The organism is Chryseobacterium indologenes, assembly GCF_002025665.1.
Lineage (GTDB): Bacteria > Bacteroidota > Bacteroidia > Flavobacteriales > Weeksellaceae > Chryseobacterium > Chryseobacterium metallicongregator.
Map to the genome: position 1 here is coordinate 2,186,349 of NZ_CP018786.1, position 13,481 is coordinate 2,199,829.

General features: G+C 37.4%; 12 protein-coding genes. 2 read left to right on the plus strand and 10 right to left on the minus strand.

The features are described 5' to 3' along the window. Positions 1-50 precede the first annotated feature (50 nt). On the minus strand, positions 51-404 hold the full coding sequence (locus BUE84_RS09885; RefSeq protein ID WP_079241482.1) for a hypothetical protein: 354 nt from the start codon (positions 402-404) through the stop codon (positions 51-53). A 216-nt stretch (positions 405-620) separates the two neighbouring features. Here BUE84_RS09885 and BUE84_RS09890 point away from each other — a divergent pair, with 216 nt between their 5' ends. Together BUE84_RS09890 and pelA are read left to right on the plus strand one after the other, a co-directional pair. After that, entirely contained in the window at positions 621-1,808 is a 1,188-nt protein-coding gene (locus tag BUE84_RS09890) for a DUF4861 domain-containing protein (RefSeq protein WP_238594399.1), read from the plus strand. A 70-nt stretch (positions 1,809-1,878) separates the two neighbouring features. Next, positions 1,879-2,898 (plus strand): pectate lyase, encoded by a 1,020-nt coding sequence (gene pelA / locus BUE84_RS09895; protein WP_079241483.1) that lies wholly within the window; start codon positions 1,879-1,881, stop codon positions 2,896-2,898. Positions 2,899-3,010: 112 nt separating this feature from the next. Here pelA and BUE84_RS09900 read toward each other — a convergent pair whose 3' ends face one another. From BUE84_RS09900 to BUE84_RS09940, 9 genes are all read right to left on the minus strand, one after another. Beyond that, the gene (locus BUE84_RS09900) at positions 3,011-4,117 is read right to left on the minus strand and encodes a polysaccharide lyase family 1 protein (RefSeq protein ID WP_079241484.1); all 1,107 of its coding nucleotides are present in this window, start codon (positions 4,115-4,117) and stop codon (positions 3,011-3,013) included. A gap of 369 nt (positions 4,118-4,486) precedes the next feature. Then, on the minus strand, positions 4,487-4,825 hold the full coding sequence (locus BUE84_RS09905) for a cupin domain-containing protein (RefSeq protein WP_079241485.1): 339 nt from the start codon (positions 4,823-4,825) through the stop codon (positions 4,487-4,489). A gap of 44 nt (positions 4,826-4,869) precedes the next feature. Beyond that, positions 4,870-5,604: a rhamnogalacturonan acetylesterase gene (locus tag BUE84_RS09910; protein ID WP_079241486.1), complete on the minus strand. Its 735-nt coding sequence runs from the start codon at positions 5,602-5,604 to the stop codon at positions 4,870-4,872. 293 nt (positions 5,605-5,897) lie between these two features. Next, positions 5,898-6,878, minus strand: a complete 981-nt coding sequence (locus BUE84_RS09915) for a pectinesterase family protein (RefSeq protein ID WP_079241487.1) — start codon at positions 6,876-6,878, stop codon at positions 5,898-5,900. A 16-nt stretch (positions 6,879-6,894) separates the two neighbouring features. Continuing rightward, entirely contained in the window at positions 6,895-7,803 is a 909-nt protein-coding gene (locus BUE84_RS09920; RefSeq protein ID WP_079241488.1) for an alpha/beta hydrolase, read from the minus strand. Between the two features lie 198 nt (positions 7,804-8,001). Continuing rightward, entirely contained in the window at positions 8,002-9,669 is a 1,668-nt protein-coding gene (locus tag BUE84_RS09925) for a glycoside hydrolase family 28 protein (RefSeq protein WP_079241489.1), read from the minus strand. Position 9,670: 1 nt separating this feature from the next. Continuing rightward, positions 9,671-10,516: a rhamnogalacturonan acetylesterase gene (locus BUE84_RS09930; RefSeq protein ID WP_079241490.1), complete on the minus strand. Its 846-nt coding sequence runs from the start codon at positions 10,514-10,516 to the stop codon at positions 9,671-9,673. A 6-nt stretch (positions 10,517-10,522) separates the two neighbouring features. After that, positions 10,523-12,166, minus strand: a complete 1,644-nt coding sequence (locus BUE84_RS09935) for a glycoside hydrolase 43 family protein (RefSeq protein ID WP_079241491.1) — start codon at positions 12,164-12,166, stop codon at positions 10,523-10,525. 56 nt (positions 12,167-12,222) lie between these two features. Next, positions 12,223-13,476 (minus strand): glycoside hydrolase family 105 protein, encoded by a 1,254-nt coding sequence (locus BUE84_RS09940; protein ID WP_079241492.1) that lies wholly within the window; start codon positions 13,474-13,476, stop codon positions 12,223-12,225. Between the last annotated feature and the right edge of the window lie 5 nt (positions 13,477-13,481).

The window sequence follows — 13,481 nt, forward strand, 5'->3', positions numbered from 1 at the left end:
TTACAGTACAGACTCAAAAATCTGTAAACGAAATATTAGGGCAGCATAGATTAAGCTACCGTAGAAAATGTGGATGGGGGAGCTCTGGAGCTGAAAAAATCAAGAAGACAACGATATGAAATGGCTTTCGGCTGCGGCATCTCGTTATCATTAGTAGTGTCGATAGCAAAATCCAAATTCAAGGGTTCGGGAAGAAGAATATTAGTCATATGCATATGAAGAGCACACTGACATTCGTCGTCCTGGGAAAAGGTAGGAATTTTCTCTTCTTTTGAACCTTTTTTATAGATTACTTTACTTTTGGCGTGCCTGGCATGATCAAGACATGTCGTTACCCCGCTGACATTCGAAACAAATATCAGAAGTAAAGAAAAAACAAAAAAGACTCTGAGAAATTTTTGCATAATAGAAAGACAAATGTACAATTTAATTTGATAAAAATTGAATGATGAATAAAAAGTAGCGAATATTTTTAGCTTTTACTTGAAATCAGCAGATTGAAATTTACTGTATGGAGCACGATCGTTATTATAAATTTAATCTTAAAAGTTTAAATGAATTTCAGTGAAATATTAGCAAATTATTTATATTTTTGGTCAATTAACTAATTGATTAAATTTATGTTGATATCAAAAACTGCCTTTCGGGGCTTAAATTGCGCAATCGGTTGCATTGTTTTCGGGTTTTTATCTGCTCAAAGTATTGTTCAGGTTACAAACCCTTCGGGTTTTGCCAGAAATGAAGTGGTAACTATTCCCAATACTTTATTGAAATCATTTTTAAGTAAGCATACTGAAAAAGACCTTAGAATAAAAGATGTAAAAGGAAACTGGATTCCCATTCAGTGGATTGATTATAATGGTGACGGAAAGGGTGAAGAATTACTTTTTCAGGTGAATATTGATGCAGGGAAAACAAATACTTTTACTATTGTAACAGACGGAAAGAGACAGATTCCGGAAAGCAGGATTTCTACTTATTCCAGGCTGGTTCCTGAAAGAGTAGATGATTATGCCTGGGAAAATGATAAGGTTGCCTTCAGGGTATACGGTCCGAAGGGTCAGCAGGAAGCTTTACAAGGAATAAAAAGCAGCACCCTTTCAAGCGGTGTAGACATCTGGCTGAAAAGAACAGATCTGCCTGTTATCAACAAATGGTACAAAGGTTATCTTACAGATCCTATGTATTATCATAAAGATACAAGAGGTGAGGGTTACGATCCTTATCATGTAGGAAACAGCCGTGGAACGGGCGGAATCGGGATATGGGAAAATGAAAAACTTCAGACCTCCCAAAACTTTATATCATCCAAAACAATTGCAGAAGGTCCTTTAAGAACTGTTTTTGAACTTACTTACCAGCCATGGAGTGAATATGGAGTGAAAGAAACAAAAAGAATTTCTTTAGATCTGGATTCTAATTTCTCAAAATTTGAATCCACTTTTGAAACGGAAAAACCTGTTCCGAATTTTACTGTAGGAATTACTTTGCATAAAAACGAAGGAACAACTCAGCTGAATAATCAACAAGGCTATTATCTTCACTGGGAAAAAATAGATGATGCATTTGTAGGAGAAGGAATTGTAATAGATCCCAGAATTGTTGAAAAATCACTTGCCTTCACCTCTGAAATTCCAGATGAAAGCAATTTGTATGTTGTCACCAAGCCTTCAAAAGTTTTAACCTATTATGCCGGATTTGCGTGGCAGAAAAGCGGACAGGTTCAGACACAGAAAGATTGGGAGAATTTGCTTCAGAAACAGTCGGAAATTATTGCGAAACCATTGGTGGTGAAAGTTATTAGGTGAGAGAGTGGGAGAGTTGTAGGTTGGAAGTGTTTTAGGGTGAAATGCTCAGCTTAATTTTAAATATTAGAAAATGAATTTAAAGATATATACATTGGCATTAGGAATACTGGCGGTTAACTGTTCAGCCCAGGTGAAAGATACATTAGCGGAGAAAATGCTGGTGTATCAGCTTCCGAATGGCGGTTGGGGAAAACAGCTTCAGGATAAATCGGTGGTCAACTATAATCAGCCGATTGATAAAGCTCTTTTAAAAAAAATAAAATCAACAGGTGATGATCATGCTACGATTGATAACAATGCTACTTCAAGAGAGATCAATGCGTTGATTAGAGCATATTCAACAACCAAAAATCCGGATTATTTAAAAGCAGCGGAAAAAGGAATCAGTTACCTCATTCTTATGCAGTATGAAAACGGAGGTTTTCCTCAGTATTACCCTAATTCAGGGCTCTACAGAAAGCAGGTGACCTATAATGATAATGCGATGATCAATGCTTTGACAGTTCTTTTTAACGCAGCGGAAGGAAAGAATAATTTTGATGTGGCTTCCTCGTTATTAAAAGAAAAATCAAAAATTGCCGTACAAAAAGGAATTGGGTGTATTTTAAAAACTCAGGTTCTTCAGAAAGGAATTCCTTCCATTTGGGCAGATCAGTATCATGAAATTACACTGCAGCCGGATAAAGCAAGAGCTTTTGAGCCCATTTCATTAGCCACCGGAGAATCTGTCGGAATTGTAAGGTTTTTAATGATGCAACCGGTAACTCCTGAGATTGAAAAATCAATCAAAGCCGCCATACAATGGTTCAAAGAGAATAAAATAGAAGGGTACAGCTACAATGTTACCAAACAGAATGGAAAAGCTGTAAGAGTATTGGCTGAAGATAAAAATTCCGTGATCTGGGCAAGATTTTATGATATTCATACCAATAAACCTTTGTTTGGAGACCGTGATGGAAGTGTAAAATATAACTACAATGAAGTCTCAGAAGAAAGAAGAAACGGTTACAGTTGGTTTGGTGATTTTGCAGAAAAGCTTTTAGTCAAAGAATACCCGAAATGGCTGGAGAAAAATAAATTAAATGAATAATTGGTATTCAATAAGAGCGGGTTTTACCCGCTTATTTTTTTCAAATAAAAAAGAGCATCTCATTTCTGAGACGCCCTCTTCCTTTTATGACTACTATTACTGAAGTCTTGTGCTAAAACTGATCACAAACATTTCCTCCCAAAGTAGCTCCCGCATTAGCTGTTACATCTGCCTTTACATCTGCTACATTAAGTTTTGTGATACTGTATGGCGGAGTGAATGCTGTTCCGCTTCCTGCTGTATTTCCGGTAACATTGATGAAACTGCTTCCGGATTGGGTTACCGCTGTAAATCCACTCATTAGGTTGATAGGCTCTTTTACATTTTCAAAAACATTTCTTTCTACCAGAATATTAGCCTGAACCCCTGCTGCAATACATTTGTTGCTTACAGAACTGTTGAAATAGCTGTTCAGAATATGAATTTTACCAAATCTTACTCTTGGCATACGTTCCCTGCACCCAGGTGCCCACCAACATCTGACAAAAGTTACATTCAGCTTTCCGGCATCAGCAGTGGCGCCGTCGCTGGATCCGATAAGGTTCGAGAACCTGTGATCATCTGTTCCTCCTGAGCCTCCAGGTTTTGGGGCTTTCAGGTAATGGAATTTCGTATAAGAAACAGTAATATAATCGGATTTATTCTTAATGTCGAAATTTCCATCCACTCCATCTCTGAATTCGCAGTGATCTATCCATACATTTCGGCAGTCGTCCAGAATGGCATTATCCCAACCATCGGTGTCATAAGCGCCAGGACCTTCAAAAATAAGGTTACGGATAATGATATTATTACATCTTTTAATATTGATAATACCTGAACCGTCTTTCGTCTGGTCAGTAGAAACGAGTTTGGCTCCGGTTGTTCCGTAAATTGTTTTTCCTGTCTGGTCCTGAAGAGATAAACGGGTAGTGATGGTAATAGTTCCGGTTACTTTGATCACTTTTACGGCTGTATTTTCAATAGCTGCTTTTAATTGTGCGTAAGTAGAAACGGTTGTTTCTGCTGCTGTTCCGCCACCGGTAGTTCCACCGTTTTGAGAAGCCCATCCCGGAGCGACACAATTGGCCAGAGGAACAATCTTTTGTGATAAAGAGTTTTTGATGTTGAGTTCGCTTTGTGTAAGGTCATTGTTCATTTCTTCCTGACCACATCCGGTTAAGGTAAAAGCAGAGCTTAGAGCGACTGTTAATAAGGCCGCCTTGAACGTTGTTTTCATAGTTTATATTTTGTGATTTGTTCTTGGTGTAAAATTATATTATTAATATTAAATTATTTTATATTTTACTATATTAATATTTATATAATTACAATATTAAATATTTTATTTGATCAATCGATTGCATTTTATGTTTTATTTAAAATTTATTTATTGCTTTAAACGAGTCACTAAAAATGGCAGTATTTTATATTTTTAATGCTTTGTTTTTTTGTTGGATTATCGCAAAGAACATTTGACTTTGCCCATATGAGATTTTCAGCAAAGGATGCAGTTTACAATTTTATCGGAGATAAAATCTTTGCGCCTTAAAAACGAATGGTATTAAAAAAAAACTTAGTGCCTTTGCGTTTTCCAACATTCTTTTAATTAAATAAGAAAATCCTCCCGGAAAGGCGTAAAAGCATCAATGAGCTTTCCTTCTTCAAGACATTTCACCCCATGAAAAATATTAGGCTGTGCAAAAAATCCATCTCCTTCCTTTAAAACTTTTGTTTCACCATCTATTGTAACTTCAAACTTTCCTGAAGCAACATACGTGATCTGAGAATGAAAATGCTGATGTAATGCTCCTACAGCATCTTTCTCAAATTTTACAATAACCATCATTATCTGGGAATTATATCCAACAAACTGCCTGGAAATACCATTTCCTAAATCTTCCCAAGCAGTGTTCCTATCGAAGAAAGGTTCTTTTTTGAAATCCATTTTATATTTTTAATTAAAATTTCGTGCGATCTGTACAATTCGTGTTATTTAATATACTTCTCCAAGCCGATTTTCAAGGCTTTTAAAGAGGTAGCTGCCAGCCATGCAACAGATTCGGCTCCTAGTTTTGACAAATGAGTATCGTCATCTTTTCCTTCCGGATAATAAGGTTCATCACCTTTTTTATAATGCAGATGCAGTTTTTTTGAGTTTTCCGGACCATAGGAAATTTCCAGCTGCTCTGACAATAATTGTAAATCCACAAAAGGAACTTTAAGATCATTGGCAACCATTCTGACCACCAAAGGATATTCTTTATGTGTATCCACCAAAACACCGTTCTCATTAAAATTCCTTCTTACAATTGAAGTCATGAGGATCGGAATAGCACCTTTAGCTCTGGCTTCGCCGACATATCTTTCAAGATTGGCTCTGTATTGAGTGTATGGATTGGTAAAACGCGTGGAGTCATTTATTTTCTGGTCATTATGTCCAAACTGGATGATCACAAAATCCCCTTTCTTAAGCTGATTCATCACTTTATTCCATCTTCCTTCCGTTCTGAAGCTTTTTGAACTTCTCCCGTTAGTTGCATGATTCTGAATGGAAATTCCAGAGGTAAAAAGAGATGGAAGCATTTGTCCCCAGCCATGCTCAGGGTTTTTGTCCGGATTTTCTTTATTGGCCATGGTAGAATCACCAATGAGGAATAGCGTAGGTTGCTGTGCATAGGTGATGATGGAAAGGAAGAAGATAAGAAGGGTAAGTTTTTTTTTCATGTTTATTTTATTTAGTATAATTCTTTTGTCTTGAAACAAAAGAATCAAAAATTCAAGACTGGGAATCTTCCGCTAAAAATTAATTCTATTCTCTAAAAATTCTAAACTCGTGCGAATTCGATTTTTCTTCTTCTGGTCATTACTGGTGTCGCGCTCAAACAATAGAATTTTCTTAACGTTCACAGAAATAATTTTTTTAACGCTTCATATTCCAATGTCAATGGGATAGAAAAATTGGTCATTATTTTTCATTTGCTTTTTTATTTAAGTATCTTCTGTATATTGGATATTACTTATTGCTTATTATTTATGTTAGGGTTCCAGCCGTCAAATATTTTCTCTAAGTTGTAATTTTTAAGATCTTTTGTTGTCAGTTGATGAGACCAGCTTACCCGTTTTGAAGGATTTCCACCATCGCCTTTGCTTCTGTATTCTGCGTAATAAGCGGTTTTTTCTTTATCGGGAAACATTTTGTCTCCTTTCCAGGGATTCCAGCCTTCAGGGAGAATATGTTTTCCCATTTCCGTATTGATAAAAACTGTTTTAGCATACGGTCTCCAAGGCCTTCCGAGATACACTTTAGACACCTCATCTTTAGCAATAAGCTTACAATCGAAAAAAACAAATCCATATTTTCTGTCAATTTCCGTGGCAGCAGCAGTGATGTAAGAATCGGCTAAGCTTTTAATCGTACAGTTTTTAAAAACAACGGTTGCCTGTCCGAAAATAAAATCGGTAGTTCCTTCTATATAGCAGTTTTCAAAATACTGTCTGCTGTGGTTGGTTGCAGCATAAAAAGTATCCTGACAACCAATAATATCAGCGTTTTTCATTACAAAACGGTCTCCTTCTACATGAAGCGAAACCGCCTGTCCTTCATTGCATGAACTGTTTTGAACGGTCAGGTTGCTGATTTTGATATCATCACCCATTACCAGAAGAGTATAGGAATTGAAAGTCGTCATCTTTTCATGGAAAGAATCTGTTTTTCCTGAGAAATCATTGTTGGTAATTATCGTATTGTTTCTGTTTTCCCCTTCCAGTGTGATCTTATGTTTCGAAGAAGGAATGACCACTTTCTCATGATAGATTCCCGGTTTGATTCTTATGAATGCTTCTGCCGGACCAAGATCTCTTACAGAATTGATTGCTTTCTGAATGGTGGCAAAATCTCCGCTTCCATCCTGAGCAACTGTAAGGGTGATATAAGGTTTGCTTTGCGCCCAAATATATTGAGAAACTGCCAGCAATAGTATTACAAATAATTTTTTCATAAGATCTGGTTAAAAATTATTTCAAAACTTTATTTAAAAAATCAACGGTATAGTTCAACGTTTCTGTAAACCATGGCTCTGCAGACCAGAATGAGTGTGGAGAATCTTTAATTTCATGAAATTCACAAGGAATATTGTAAGCCTTTAGTTTTTTCATCATATCATCTCTTCCGGCATGAAACCTGGGTTGAGAACTGTTGATAAAAAGAATAGGCGGAGTATTTTTATCAACATATTCCAGCGGTGAAGCTTCTGTCCAGTTTTTTAGATTGGTATTTCTGTCTCCATCCAGCCAATAGGAAGCGTAAGTACTTTCCTCTGCTTCAGGATGAATGAAGGATACAATTCCATCAATATTGATGATCGCTTTTATATTATTTTTCTTTTGTACTCCTACTAATGTTGCCATCTGAGCTCCGGCAGATTCGCCCAAAACAGTTATTTTCTTTTTGTTTAAAGAATATTTTTTGTGATGAGCCTGCAACCATTGAATAGCAGTTTCTATGTCTTCAATGCCGGCAGGATATTTTGCAGCATCCGCAAGACGGTAGCCAACAGCGATAACAACAAATCCCTTTGAAGCTAATTCCATTGCCATATATTTTTCATTATCCTTACTTCCGGAAATCCATCCGCCACCGTGAACCATTGCAATTCCTGCATGCTTTTTTGAATCATCAAGAGGGTAGTATACATCGGCTTTTAATGATGTTCCGTTGATGTTTTTGTATTCAATATCCTTGTCGATTTTAATATTTGGCGGAACCGGGCGATCAATTGGAGTTATGAAAGAGTATTTTTTCTTTAATTTTTCAAAAGTTCCTTCATTGGTGTAAGGAGAAGCATTCGGTCTGCTTACCTGCCCGAATGCCATCGTCCCTACGAAGAAAATAGAAATATAAGTATGTCTTTTGGTGAAAATCATCTGATAAAGCGATTTCTTTAATTTATAAATGTTGGAATACGCAAAGGCACAAAATTTTTATCCTTTCTTTTGTTTTATAAGTCGCGAGAAAATCAAAGATTTTCAGCAAAATGAGAAGCTTTCAATTTTATCGAAGATAAAATCTTTGCGTCTTAAAAGCACTGTTAATTCAATCTTTTACGTCTTTGCGATAATCAACTATTTTACTGAGTTTCTAGCTACCTCTGTTCCTATGGAAACTGTGCTTTTATCAGAGAGTAAATTTTTAGGTAAAGCTACAGCTCCGGTTTTGTTTCCTAAGATTTTGATATAAGGTTTGATTGGTGATTCAAATTTCACAGTAGACAGGTTAATGTTTTTACTGTTATAAACCGTTGCTCCCGTTCCTTCCGTGTATTTCAGGGTTACATTCTTCAACTGAATTCCGTCTGCATCAACAATAGTCAACCCTTTTTTTGTATCGAATTTTGAATCTTCAATCACAATGTTTTTAAGATTCATTTCGGAAAGCCCAAATAACGTAATGGCTTCATACGAATTAACCGCATTGATGTTTTTAAAGAATATATTTCTGAAAATCGGAGTTTCCTCTGTTACGGGATATACTTTTTCCGGGGTTTTATTGCCTTCCTGTTTCTGTCCGTCTTCTAAAACAGGGGAAGAGCCTTCATAGAACATATTGAAACCAATCGTTTGGGTAGGAATATTAATCATATCAATATTTTTAATATAAATATTTTCTACAATTCCGCCTCTTCCACGGGTTGTTTTGAAACGAAGCCCAATATCTGTTCCGATAAAAGTACAGTCGGAAACATGAATATTTCTGGCACCTCCGGACATTTCACTTCCTACGACAAATCCTCCATGTCCATGATATACGATATTGTTTTTGATGATGACATTTTCAGTAGGCATTCCTCTTTTTCTGCCGTCTTCATTTTTCCCTGATTTAATACAGATGGCATCATCACCTACATCAAATGTATTGTCGTAGATCAGTACATTTTTACAGGATTCAAGATCTACACCGTCACCATTTTGCGAAAACCATGGGTTTCTTACGGTAAGATTTCTTAAAATCAGATTGGAGCACATCAGAGGATGAAGATTCCACGCCGGGGAATTCTGGAAGGTAGGACCATCTAACAATACTTTGTCACAACCCACCAGACTCACCATCACCGGACGCAGAAAGTCTTTTACTGTGTTCAGTTCGTCTTTTGATATTTTATCGGGAACATTGAAGCTTGAGCTGCTTTCAAATCCTTTTTTATAGCTTTCTGAAGGATACCATGTTTTGCCATCGGAAGATAATATTCCACCGGATTTTACGATTTCTTTCCATTCAGATTCTGCCACTTTGCTTTTCTTAATGGCTCTCCAGGCATCTCCGCTTCCATCAATGACTCCTTTGCCTGTAATGGCGATATTAGTTGCATTTTTTGCTGAAATAGGAGATTGGCAACGTGTCGTGTTTAACCCTTCAAAACTTACATCTACCAATGGATAATCATTTTTATCTTTGCTGAAAATAATGAAAGCGCCTTCTTCCACATAAAGATTGATATTGCTTTTTAATTCAATAGGTCCCGTGAGCCACATTCCTCTCGGAACAATCAGTTTTCCACCTCCTTTTTTGCTAAGGTCATCGATTGCTTTTTTGAATGCCTGTGTATTTTTTACATTTCCGCCTGAAACTCCACCAAATTGGATAATGGAAACCGTATTGGCTGGAAAAGATGTTTCCGCAACCTGAGGCATTGTAAACTCAATGTTTTTATAAATATCCAGATTCTGAGCATAGGCATGCCCGGAAAACATCATGGTTACTGCTAAACTGATAATGGTAAGTGACTTCTTCATGTTATTTTTTTTGAGTTTTAATTATATTTTTAAATTCCTGATAGACCAGAGCGGCAACTATCTTTGCTCCCTCAGGCTGAAAGTGAGTATTGTCTTTTTGCCCTTTAGGATAAGCTACGTAAGTATTTTCCGGAAAATTCATAAAATAATAATTCGTTGTAAAATCCTGTCCTTTTTTAGTAAAATACTCCATGGATAGTTTGTTTAAATCAATATAAGGAACGTTCATTTCTTTAGCGACATCCATAGGAGCCTGCCAGTATTCACCGTGTACATTTTCAAGTTTTCCGTCTTTCCACGGATAATTTCTTGCTACAGGAGTTACAATAACAGGACTTCCTCCTTTTTCTCTTGTCTGAGAAACGAATAACCGTAAAAATTCTTTATATCCCTGAATATTCACATAGCGCTCAGGATGCTTTTCTGAACCATCATTGTGTCCGAACTGCATGATCACATAATCATTGGGCTGAAGATGCTCATACACATAACGCCATCTTCCTTCCTGGAAAAAAGTTCGTGTACTTCTTCCGCCATGAGCTCTGTCAACTACGACTACGGAATCAGTTGTGAAAGCTGGTCTCAGAGTTTCAATGCTGTCTTTTGCAAAGAAAGGCTGAAAAACCTGCCCCCAACCTGTAATGGGATACCGCACTTTCATATAGTCTTTTCCGGGATCATAATCTCCGGTGTAATCGGCCATGGTGGAATCTCCGATGAGGTAGATATGGGTAACTTTTTTATGCTGTTTTGTAATCGTTTTTTGTGCTTTATCCTGAGACTGGCATGCTGATAAGAGAATTAGACTGAACAAAAAGTAAACGGTTTTATGTAGATTTTTCTTCATGACTTTTTATTTTTTTGTAATTCTGAACCATTCGAAATCTGCATATCCTCCACGAGGTGCTTTTGCTGTACTGATGCTGTACAGGCCTACTTTTGCTCCAATCCATTTGCCTGGTTTTGCCTGAAAAATATCACCAGCTTTGATGAAATTTTTACCATTTTCACTGTAACTGAACTGGCATAGACCATTAGGTTCATTTACATTGACTTTCAAATAGACTTCGTTACTTTTTAATGGAGTTTCAAATAGTATTTTTTCTTCTCCGCCTTTATCTGCTTTTTCCGCTTTTCTGAATTGGAGATAATACCCATCAGGTTTGTTGGTGATGACCAATGATGCATGATCTAGTCCCATTATCAATAATCCAGAGGTCTTGCCTTCCTTAGCTTCTTCGGGAACTAATTTTACCTTTGTTGTGGCGGCAAAATTCGGGGCCGGAAATTTTTGGGTTAAGAGATTAGGGATATTCCAGAGGTTTTTTTCTCCTTCCGGAACTTTGATGGAGAAGAGTCTTAAAAATTTTTGTCCGGGAAGTTTTGATGACCATACAATATTTTCATTAGCACTCCATTGCCATTGTAATCCTAGTTTTTCACCATCAAATTCATCAGTTTCAGGAGGTGTTGAAGCAGGGTAGTATTGCCCAGCATCAGGCTTTTTATAGGTTGAAACAGGTTCGCCAATTCCGTTTTTATTATGATCATTTCCCATTACCGGCCAGTCTTTTTCCCATTTCATCGGCTGCAGGTGAGTGATTCTTCCTCCAGCATCCACATCCTGAAAATGATAAAACCAGTCTTCACCGGAAGGAGTATCTACCCATGCTCCCTGATGAGGTCCGTTAATGGCTGTTGAGCCCTGTTCCAATACTGTTTTTTCTTCATAAGGACCATAAATGTTTTTTGATCTCAATACCAACTGCCATCCTGTTGCAACGCCGCCTGCCGGAGCAAAAATATAATAGTAGCCGTTTCTTTTATATAGTTTAGGCCCTTCAACGGTAGGATGAGCGTCATGCCCATCAAATACATGAACACCTTTATCCAGAACTTTTGTTCCTTCAGGATTCATTTTATTAAGGGTTAATATACTCTTTACTCCGGCACGGCTTCCCGCCCAACCATGAATAAGATAAGCGTTTCCGTCTTCATCCCAGAACGGACAGGAATCTATTAATCCTTTTCCTTCCATCACCAAAACCGGTTTTTCCCAAATTCCCAGAGGATCTTTAGTTTTTACCATATAAATTCCAAAATCCGGATCTCCCCAATAAATATAAAATTCTCCTTTGTGGAATCTTATGCTTGGAGCCCAAACTCCGTCACCTCTTTTCGGGGTGGAGAAATGTTCAAGAGGAAGGATGTCCTGAATGGCATAATTAACCAATTTCCAGTTGATCATATCTTTAGAATGAAGGATAGGAAGCCCTGGAGTTTCATTGAAACTGGATGCGGTCATATAATAATCGTTGTCCACACGGATAACATCCGGATCAGAGTAGTCTGCGTATAAAATCGGGTTTCGGTAGTTCTTTCCCTGATCGGCAGTCCAGACATCGGAGACATAGTTCTTTTCCTGAGCCTGAAGATAGGGTGAAGCCACTGAACATGCTGTAATCGCAATGATATTTAAAATACTTTTTGTCTTCATACAATCATTAAACATTAAAGTTATCTTGACAAGGATGAGGGTTTCCCAATCTTTTTTTATTTTTCAAATTCTAAACTTGCCAGGATAAAAGGACCTGTTCCTTTCGGATCATTGGAACGGACTTCTTCATTCACGTAATATTCATAAGAGCCGCTTCTGTATGGTGTTCCGCCTAGTCCAGCCACTGCACAGCATTTATTTAAGCTTACTACACCGTTTTCATCTACTGTAATAAGGTTTTTGATAATGCCGTCGTATCCTTTTTTCGCAGATGCTTTATACGATTTGGGTAGATATCCTTTGTTGACAGATTTTATCATGGTGTACACAAACATAGATGAGCCTGTAGCTTCCAGATAGTTTCCTTTTTCTCCGCCTTTATCCAGTACCTGATACCAAAGTCCTGTTTTGGAATCCTGTACTTTGATGACTGCATCACAATATGATTTTAAATAGGAAAGTAATTTTGCTCTTCCGGGATGATTCTGAGGCAAATAGTCTAAAACATCTACGATAGCCATTCCGTACCAGCCCATTGCTCTCGACCAGAAATTAGGTGAAAGACCTGTTTCTTTGTTGGCCCATTGCTGTTGACGGCTTTCGTCCCAGGCGTGATAGAGTAACCCTGTTTTTTTGTCTAAAAGATGCTTTTGAATCAGGTCAAACTGGTTGATGATATCACTGTATGCCTTTTCAGCCTCTTCACCTTTTGAAAAATAATGAGTGTAGTGTGCGTAAAATGGTTCACCCATATATAATCCGTCCAGCCACATCTGGTTAGGGTAAATTTTCTTATGCCAGAATCCGCCTTCTGAAGTTCTTGGCTGACCATCTATCTGAGAACGCAGGGTTTGTAAAGCTTTTAAATATTTATCTTTTTTTTCCTGTTGGTAAAGGTAGAGAAGGACATTTCCACAATTCAGCATATCAATGTTGTATTTGGAGAGATCATAAGAAACGATGCTTCCATCTTCTTTCACCATTGTATCACCGAAAGTTGTGATATACTGATAATATTCTTTGTTTCCGGTTTTTTCGTACAATCTTTCTGCGCCTTCCAGGACAATTGCTGTGGGATAGCTCCATTTCGGGGCTTTGTTATAATCCAGCATCCACGCTTGCGGAAATCTTTTTATTTCAGAAAGAAGCATTCTCTGAGACCATGGAAGTTTAGCTGAAATTTTGCTGTTGGCTTCTGATTGTATTTCTGTTGAAGTGTTTTGCAATGGCTTTTGTGCGCAGGAAGAAAAGAATCCGGAGCATACAGCTGCCAGCGCATAGATTTTAATAGAGCTATTGATAAAGTTCATGATTG

Coding starts and splice junctions, on each gene's coding strand:
- BUE84_RS09890 (WP_238594399.1), top strand. CDS start 621: ATGTTGATATCAAAAACTGCCTTTCGGGGCTTAAATTGCGCAATCGGT.
- BUE84_RS09915 (WP_079241487.1), bottom strand. CDS start 6,878: ATGAAAAAATTATTTGTAATACTATTGCTGGCAGTTTCTCAATATATT.
- BUE84_RS09885 (WP_079241482.1), bottom strand. CDS start 404: ATGCAAAAATTTCTCAGAGTCTTTTTTGTTTTTTCTTTACTTCTGATA.
- BUE84_RS09920 (WP_079241488.1), bottom strand. CDS start 7,803: ATGATTTTCACCAAAAGACATACTTATATTTCTATTTTCTTCGTAGGG.
- BUE84_RS09910 (WP_079241486.1), bottom strand. CDS start 5,604: ATGAAAAAAAAACTTACCCTTCTTATCTTCTTCCTTTCCATCATCACC.
- BUE84_RS09930 (WP_079241490.1), bottom strand. CDS start 10,516: ATGAAGAAAAATCTACATAAAACCGTTTACTTTTTGTTCAGTCTAATT.
- pelA (WP_079241483.1), top strand. CDS start 1,879: ATGAATTTAAAGATATATACATTGGCATTAGGAATACTGGCGGTTAAC.
- BUE84_RS09935 (WP_079241491.1), bottom strand. CDS start 12,166: ATGAAGACAAAAAGTATTTTAAATATCATTGCGATTACAGCATGTTCA.
- BUE84_RS09940 (WP_079241492.1), bottom strand. CDS start 13,476: ATGAACTTTATCAATAGCTCTATTAAAATCTATGCGCTGGCAGCTGTA.
- BUE84_RS09900 (WP_079241484.1), bottom strand. CDS start 4,117: ATGAAAACAACGTTCAAGGCGGCCTTATTAACAGTCGCTCTAAGCTCT.
- BUE84_RS09905 (WP_079241485.1), bottom strand. CDS start 4,825: ATGGATTTCAAAAAAGAACCTTTCTTCGATAGGAACACTGCTTGGGAA.
- BUE84_RS09925 (WP_079241489.1), bottom strand. CDS start 9,669: ATGAAGAAGTCACTTACCATTATCAGTTTAGCAGTAACCATGATGTTT.